This is a genomic window from Alienimonas chondri, from assembly GCF_013036045.1.
GTDB classification, from domain to species: domain Bacteria; phylum Planctomycetota; class Planctomycetia; order Planctomycetales; family Planctomycetaceae; genus Alienimonas; species Alienimonas chondri.
The window spans coordinates 1-8,060 of record NZ_WTPX01000182.1 but is presented as its reverse complement, the minus strand read 5'-3'; the positions used below and the strand labels follow the sequence as shown (position 1 = coordinate 8,060).

3 protein-coding genes and 1 pseudogene are annotated in these 8,060 nt (G+C 67.8%); 1 reads left to right on the top strand and 3 read right to left on the bottom strand.

Features of this window, described 5'->3' with window-relative positions; translation table 11 throughout:
• Positions 1–12 precede the first annotated feature (12 nt).
• From LzC2_RS22920 to LzC2_RS22440, 3 genes and pseudogenes are all read right to left on the bottom strand, one after another.
• Positions 13–1,137 (bottom strand): HEAT repeat domain-containing protein, encoded by a 1,125-nt coding sequence (locus LzC2_RS22920; protein ID WP_171189581.1) that lies wholly within the window; start codon positions 1,135–1,137, stop codon positions 13–15.
• A gap of 292 nt (positions 1,138–1,429) precedes the next feature.
• Positions 1,430–2,860 (bottom strand): DUF1501 domain-containing protein, encoded by a 1,431-nt coding sequence (locus LzC2_RS18850; protein WP_171189580.1) that lies wholly within the window; start codon positions 2,858–2,860, stop codon positions 1,430–1,432.
• Positions 2,850–6,905: pseudogene (locus LzC2_RS22440) on the bottom strand (DUF1553 domain-containing protein). The gene LzC2_RS18850 and the pseudogene LzC2_RS22440 overlap by 11 nt, the downstream one beginning before the upstream one ends.
• A 500-nt stretch (positions 6,906–7,405) precedes the next feature.
• On the opposite strand from LzC2_RS22440, the gene LzC2_RS18835 reads away from it, so the two are divergent.
• On the top strand, positions 7,406–8,060 hold a 655-nt coding region (locus LzC2_RS18835), incomplete at its 3' end, for a LamB/YcsF family protein (RefSeq protein ID WP_171189578.1).

Genomic DNA, 8,060 nt, shown 5'->3' with positions numbered 1-8,060 from the left:
GGCGTCGGAACGTCACTTCTCGGCGCCGTTCTCCCTGAGCTTCAGCAGCCGAGCCGCCTCGCCGCGGACGCGTGGGTCGCCGTCTTGAGCACGGCGCTTCAGCAACGCCAGCGACTCGGCCGACTCCATCCGCGCCGCGGCCTGGATGACCGTGATCCGCACGGCCTCGGACGGGTCTTCCTCCATCGACAGGAGCAGCGCCTTGGCCTGCGGGTGCGGGCTGCGCGCCAGGGCGACCGCGGCTTTGTGGCGGATGTTCTCGGCGGAGCCGGCCGCGACGGCGGCCGTCGTCGCGTTGCCGATGTCGGCGCCCCGCGTCGCCATGCCGATCTTCAGGCCCGCCAGGGCGTCGTCGCCTTCCAGCCGCGACAGCCGATCCAGGGCGTGGAACTTCAGGCCGGAGCGGTCGCTCTTCACGGCTTTGACGTACCACGGAATCACCCGCGGATCGTCGATCAGCGACAGCTCGCGCATGGCGGCCTCGGACACGCGACCGTTCGCGGCGAGCATCCTGCCGCCCAACTCTTTAATGAGCGGCCCGACCGCGGCCGGATCGACCGGCTCGGGTCCGGTGGGGATGCGCACGCGCGGCAGTTCGAGCCTCCCGTGCCAGCGGACGCCGCGTGCGCTGCGATCGTCCTTCGCCTTCGCAATCTCCAGCACGCCCCGCAGGTCATATGCGTTCCCGTCGCGCGGCAGCGCCCAGCCGAAGCTCGAACCCAAATCGACCAGCGCCGCCTGATCGCCGGGGATCCCCCAACCGGTCGGCCCGATGCGGAAACGGATCGAGCTGTCGTACGGCAGCGTCAGCTCGGGCGTGCCGAACTCTCTCCCGCTGAACGGGCCGAACATTCCCGGCACGTCGCGACCGTCGGGGTCGGTCACGCGGAAGGTCATGCCGTCCCGGTCCACGGTCACCAACATGGGATTGCCGACGTCGCTGACGTTCTTCAATTCAAGGTACGTGACGACGATGCCGGTGCCGTTGCTCACGTGCGAGCGACGCATGGACAGCCGCGCCCGCAGGCCGTTGGACTCCTCCGACCAGGCGGCTTCGTCGCCGGCCGCCGTCGTTCCTTCTGCCCAGAGCGAGAGACTCGTCAGAACCACGATGGAATAGAGGACGAAACGCGACACGTCGGCTCCTTGAAGAGAGATTGCCCGCCGGACGGGCAGGGCGCCACCTCGTTTGATACGCCGCATGACGGCCATGATACCGCCGCCGTGTCGCGCGCGTCCGCGAGGATCAGATCGGTCCCCGGCTTGAACCCGGACACGGCCCCCCCGTCACGAAGATTCGCGGGCGACGTCGCCCCGCCGATCCGCGCAAGACGTCTTTGGAAACCTACCCCTCAGGACGCGGCGGGAAAGTGCAGGGGGGCGATAGGGCGAGTCGACGGTTCAGGACGTGTCTTTATCGGCGCTCAGATCAGGCCAGGATGTCGTGAAGCACCTCTCCGTGTACGTCGGTGAGTCGCACGTCGCGACCGGCGTAGCGATAGGTGAGGGCTTTGTGATCGATGCCGGTCTGATGCAGCACGGTGGCCCACAGGTCGTAGATGGACGCCGGTTTGTCGACCGCGCGGTAGCCGAGTTCGTCGGTGGCCCCGTACGTCGTTCCGCCCTTCACGCCGCCGCCGGCCAGCCACGCGCTGAAACCGAAGGGGTTGTGGTCGCGACCGTTGGAGCCCTGCGTGAACGGCGTGCGGCCGAACTCGCCGGTGAACACGAGCAGCGTTTGCTCCAACAACCCGCGGGCTTTGAGGTCTTGAATCAGCGCGGCGATCGGTTGATCGACCTGGTGGCCCATGGCGCGGTGCCCTTTTTCAAGATCGCCGTGCTGGTCCCACGGATTGGCGGCGCCGCCGGCGCCGACGCCTTTGGTCAGGCAGGAGAGCTCGATAAAGCGCACGCCCTTTTCCGTCAGTCGCCGCGCCAACAACGCCTGCCGGGCGTAGGCCGCCTTCTCCGCGTCGGGATCGTCGAGGCCGTATAACTTCCGGGTGGTCTCGCTTTCGCCGGAGATGTCGCACACGTCCGGCACGGCGGACTGCATGCGGAAGGCGGTCTCGTAGTTGGCGATGGCGGCTTCGACGTTCTGGTTCCCGCCGAGTTCGACGCGGAATCCTTCGTCCCGGCGACGCACGAAGTCCAGCCATTCCGACTGGATGCCGGTCGGCTGAGCGGGCTGAACGTTCGGGACGGCGGGCTGCTTATCCGCTTTTAAGATCGAAGCCTGGTGTTGAGCGGGCAGAAAGCCGCTGCTGAAGAGCCCGACGCCGCCGTGCGGAGCGGTCGCGCGGCCGCTTTGCAGAACGACGTAGCTGGGCAGGTTGTCGTTCGCCGATCCGAGTCCGTAGCTGATCCAGGCGCCCGCGCTGGGGTGGCCGAGGAACGGGAACCCGGAATGCATCGCGAAGTTGCCCTGAGCGTGCTCGTTGACGGGCGTGGTCATCGAGCGGATGACGGAGAGTTCATCCGCCACCTCCCTCAACTGTGGAAACATGCTGCTGATTTCGAGTCCGCTTTGGCCGCACTTTTTAAACTCGAAGGGCGAGGCGAAGACGTTCCCGTTGTTATTGAACTGCGTGCGTTCGACTTCCACCGGCATGGGCGTGCCGTGCAGTTCCTTGAGCTTCGGCTTGGGATCGAACGAATCCACGTGGGAGACGCCGCCGGACATATAGCACAGGATCACGGTCTTGACCTTGCCCGACGGCGCAGCGCCCGAAGACGCAGCGCCCGACGGCGCGGCGGCCGACGCGGTGCGGGCGCCGAGGCCGGCCAGGGCGAGCAGGCCGAATCCGCTGGAACTGCGTCGCAGCCAGTCCCGCCGCGAATGCCGATGGTCAACGAACATAAATGAATTCCTTCATGTTGAAGACGGCCAGGGCGAGATCCGCATACGCCTGATCGGCGCCCACGGGTTCGCCTAGCGAGGCGCGTTCGGCCTCCAGCGTCCGGATGGTCCGCTCCCACTCCTCGACCCGTCGCTTCTGAGCGGGAGTCATCGCGGCGAGGACGTCCGCCGCCGAGACGAACGAAGAGGCGCCCGTCGCCGCAGCAAGAACCTCGTCCGGAGCGAGCGCCCGGTCGAACAGCGTCGCCTCGAGGATCCGGCCCCGCAGCATGCGTCCGCTCTGGACGCCGGTTCCGTGTCGCAATCCGAACACGACCTGGCTCTCGCCCTTTTGAAAGGTCTGAACGTCGGTCTTGTAAGGCGTCCCGTAGGGCTTGCCGTTTCGATACCCGGCGATCGTGCCGTCGGCGTGATAGACGACGGTGACGACGACCGGTTCGTCGGCCGCCTCCCGTTCGTCGGTTCCTTCGAATGGTTTGGTCCGCCGCAGGTTATTGCTGCCCGCCAGCCAGCGTTTGGGACGTTTCTCCGCGAAGACGATCGAATCGAACTGCCCGCCGTCGAGCGTTTGGACGGTGACGACGCCGCCCCCGCTTTGGTTCAGGTCGTCCAGCAGGACGCGAGCCTGTAGCGTTTTCGCCGTCAACGTCTCCGGCAACGGCGGCGTGGCGACCCACCCGGCGCCGTCCACGACGAGGGCGCCGTGCTCGACGCGCGCGGCGCCTTTGGCTTCGCCGTGCAGCGATCCGACCGAGTCCTGCAGGCCGCCTTGGAAGTCCCAGTGAGCCAGCGGCTTCAAATCGGACGGCTGCTTCTCCTCCGGGGCGCCTCGAACCTCCAACAATTGCGAACGGACTCCGTCCCGGACGGCGTTCACGTCCCGCCGCCGCTCGGCGATCTGAGTCTCCACCGCCGTCCGTCGCCGTGCGAGTTCGGCGTACCGATCTTGCAGCGACTGGACGAGGCGCCGGGCCTGAAGCAGTTCCTGCGGGCTCGGATCGCGACCGAGCAGCCGCCGCCAAGTCGTCCCGATCAACACGTCGTCGTCGTCATCGTCTTCTATCGAAGAGGCGACGCGGGCGGCCAGATCGAGCACGAACGGATCGTTGAACAGCGTCAGCGATTGGGCCGGCACGGTCGTCACGTCGCGGCGGCCCGTGGCGGAGAACGGCACCGGCGCATCGAAGGTGTTGAGAAACGGATCCAGCCGATTGCGGATGACCTGGACGTAGACCGATCGACGATTGGAACGCCCCTCCACCGGCGGTCCGTAGAGCTTGCGGTCGAGCTGGCCGGCGGCCACGAGCAGCGAGTCGCGGATCGCCTCGGCGTCCAGCCGCCGGAGGTTGTAGCGGGCGAGAAGTTGATTCTCCGGATCGGTCTCGCGGGCCTCGGGTGAGGGCGTGCTGTCCTACTGCCAGGTCTCGCTGGTGACGATCAGGCGGATCAACTTCTTCAGCGACCAGCCGTCCTCGACGAAACGGACGGCCAGGTGATCGAGCAGTTCCGGATGCGACGGCTTCTCGCCCATGCGGCCGAAGTTGTCCACGCTGGGGACGATTCCGCGGCCGAACAGATGGTGCCAGACCCGATTGACGATCACCCGCCGGGTGAACGGGTTGTCGTCGCGCAGCAGGTCTTCGGCGAGTTCCAGCCGACCGCTGAGTTCCGTGCGGTACGGTTGCGCGTCGACGGCTTCGAGAAAGCGGCGGGAGACCGGGGCGAGCGGCTTGTTGTGGTCGCCGCGGTCGTAGAGCGGTTGGTCCCGACCGCGCCATTCCGCCAGCGTGGGCACGCGGGTGGGAACCGGAATCTCCTCCTCGAGTTCTCGGTACCGTCGGATCAACGCGGCTGCCGGCCCGAGTTCCGGCAGGGTGTTGGGCACGAGTCCGTCTTCGAGACACCCGTTGAGGAAGCTCGCCCCGCCGTCGTCGATTTCGCCCCGCTTCCAGGCCTGGGCGCTGTCCTTCACGGCCGTGGCGTAGAGACCGACGAGGTCCTCCCACGATTCCGGCGGCGCTTGCTCGGCGGCGGCGAAGATCGGTGCGAGAAAGTCGCGGGGTTCGACCGGGGGCGTCGCCCCCTCGGGCACCAGGGCCGCGTCGCGGACGCCGAACCACGAGCGGTCGGAGGGTTTGGTGAGCAGCGGCGCATCGCGGGCGGCGCTCAATTCAATATGAATCTCGTCGCCGGCCCAGTAATCGACGTCGTAGCGCAGCCATTGCCACGCGGAGCCGCCGTCGCCTTTCAACTCCGTGAGCGGATAGACGGTCCCCCGCCGCGGATAGTTCTGCACGACGTAGCGGGCCGTGGCGCCGCCGCCCCCGGCGACGCGCAGCCACAACTCGTTCTTGCCCTTGAGCCGGAAGTCCGGCGACGTAAACCGAGCCGGGTGTTTCTGCGAAAGCAGGTGCGAGTAGACCCCGGCGGGATAGATGCCGAGCAGGGCACGCTCGCCCGTCGGTTGGACGGCGAACGCACCGGGCTCCGACGGCTGCCCCTCCAGGCCGATGCCTTCGCGATACCACTTCGAGAAATCGGCGCGGAACGGATATTCCGTGCGGCGAGAGGCGGCGAGCGCTTCCTGATCGGCCTCCCAGTCCCGCACGCGTTTCCGCCAAGCGTCGGCGAACGCCTCCGGAGCCGTCGCGTCCCGCTTCAGCAGGTGCAGCAGATGCAGGGGCGACGACGGTCGCTCGGCGTTCTTCCAGAGCGTGCGGTCGTTCTTGAGACGGTCCGGCAGGTCGTCCGCGGCGTCCGTCCACGTTTGGGCGACGGCGCCGCGGATCTTCGGCTTCAGCTCGGCCAGTTCCGACAGGTTGGTCGTCTGCCGGGCGGGCAGGTCGATGGCTGTGCGGCCCGGACGGGTCGAACCGAGCACGCCGAACAACGCGTAGTAATCCGCCTGGCTGATCGCGTCGAACTTATGGTTGTGGCAGCGGGCGCAGGACACGGTCAAACCGAGGAACGCCTTGGAGAAGACGTTGATCTGGTCGTCGGTGAAGCGAACTTTCTCCTCCAGCGCATCGGTCGGCGCGAAGCCGTGAAACACCATCCGCCAATGGGCGGTGCCGATCAGCGATTCATTAATCGCGAGTTCGTGATTGAGCCGCGGCTCGGCGAGCTGATCGCCCGCGACGTGTTCGCGGACGAGCTGGTCGTAGGGAACGTCGTCGTTGAGCGCCCGAATAAGGTAATCCCGATAGAGATGCGCGTTCTCGATCTTCGGATCGCCCTCGGACCCGTGGGATTCCGCGTAGCGGATCCAGTCCATCCAGTGCCGGGCCCAGCGTTCGCCGAAGTGGGGGCTTTCCAGGAGTTCGTCGACGAGCTGATCGATCGCGGCGTCGCGGTCACGCTGCTGCGCGAACCGGCGGAGCTGCTCCTCGGTCGGCGGCAGGCCGGTCAGCGCGAAGGTCAACCGGCGAACCAGGATCTGCGGTTCCGCGGGCTTTGCGGGCCGGAGCCCGGCTTCGACGAGGCGACGGCGAACGAATCGATCGACCGGATGCTTGACCGGAAGCTTTACCGCGTCGATCGCCGGCGGGGCGGGATCGCCGATCGGTTGGAAGCTCCACCAACTCTTCCGCCGCTCCATCACGGCCGACCAATCGGTATCGGCCGCGACTTCCGCGTCGGTCGGAGGTTGATCACGCGGGTCCGGCGCGCCCATGCGGACCCACTGCTCGAAATCCCGAATGACGGCCGCGTCCAGTTTGGGCGCGGCGCTCGGCATCTCCAGGTCTTCGTCGTCGTGCCGAATCGCCTGCACGAGCAGGCTTTCCTCCGGCTTTCCGGGCACGATCGCCGGTCCCCGATCGCCTCCCTTGAGCAGGCCTTCCCGGTGATCCAGGACCAACCCGCCGTCGGCCTTGCCCTCGCTGCTGTGACAGGCGTAGCAGTCCTGCGCGAGCACGGGACGAATGCGTTGCTCGAAGAACTCGATCTGATTCGGCGGATCAGCCGCGAGCGAGCGGGAGCCAGGAGCCGCCGCCGCCAGCAGGAGCAGCGCCACACGAAGGCTCGACCGAACGAGATGCGTCATGACGAAAGCTCCTCGCGGACGCGTGCCGCGGCTTCGAGAGACCCCCGGCCGACGTCGGGGAATCGTGTTCGCGGCAGCCGGATCGACGGCGAGCGGACGCCGGCCGGCGCCTCGCCGGACTGGTCGCGCAGCGGGAGGGCTCTGGCCTGCTGAGGCTTGCCGGCGTCGTCGTTCCGTCACCGGGGGATCGCTTCCAGGGTCGACCGCTCCTCGGCGGGCAGCTTCGACGCGTATCGCTGATTCATGGCGGTCGTCCTTGGACGGAACGGGATCCGGCCGAACAGCATACCAACTCGCAGCATCCGGCATGACGTTTGCGGCTCGCCGATCCCGAATCGACGATGGGGGCGACCCACGGCCCGCCGCGGTCCGGCGTCCGCCGCGATGGGGGCCCGGCAATCCCTTAAGCTCATCCGACGAGGGCAGGCGGATCGAGCGACGCGGCCCCCGGTGAAGACGCTTCAGCGCAGACCTCCGACAGCGAATCGACGGCCCCGGCGATGGACCTGAACGCGGACGTGGGCGAAACGACGGTCGAGCGGGATCGTCGACTGCTGCCCTACCTGACGTCGTGCAACGTGTGCTGCGGAGCGCACGCGGGCGGGGCGGAGTTGATCGTGGCGACGATTCGGGAAGCCGTGCGGTTGCGGGTCGCGGTCGGGGCTCACCCGTCGTACCCGGACCGGGCGGGCTTCGGTCGGCGGTCCGTCGCCCTGTCGGACGCACGGCTGGAGGCGGAACTGCTGTTCCAGATCGCGACCGTGAAGTCACTGGTCGAAGCGTTCGGGGCCCGCCTGCGTCACGTGAAGCCGCACGGGGCCCTGTATCACGACGTGCGTTCGCCCGGCCCGCGGGCGGCGGCGCTGATCCGGGCGGTCAAGCGAATCGCCCCGGACGCCGCGATCGTCGGACAGGCGGGCTCGGCGCTCTCCGAATCGGCGAGCCGGGAGGGATTGGCGTTCCGGCACGAGGCCTTCGCCGATCGACGCTACGCGGCGGCCGACGCGCTGGTTCCGCGGTCCGACCCCCGGGCGCTCGTCGAGACCGACGCCGACTTCCGCGAACAACTCCGCGGACTGCTGGATCGGCAGGTCCGCGACCTGTCCGGGGAGCGGCACGCGATCCCGGTCGATACGATCTGCCTGCACGGGGACT

Excerpts from the sequence above, each read along its gene's own strand:
- LzC2_RS18850 (WP_171189580.1), bottom strand. The coding sequence starts at position 2,860 with ATGTTCGTTGACCATCGGCATTCGCGGCGGGACTGGCTGCGACGCAGT.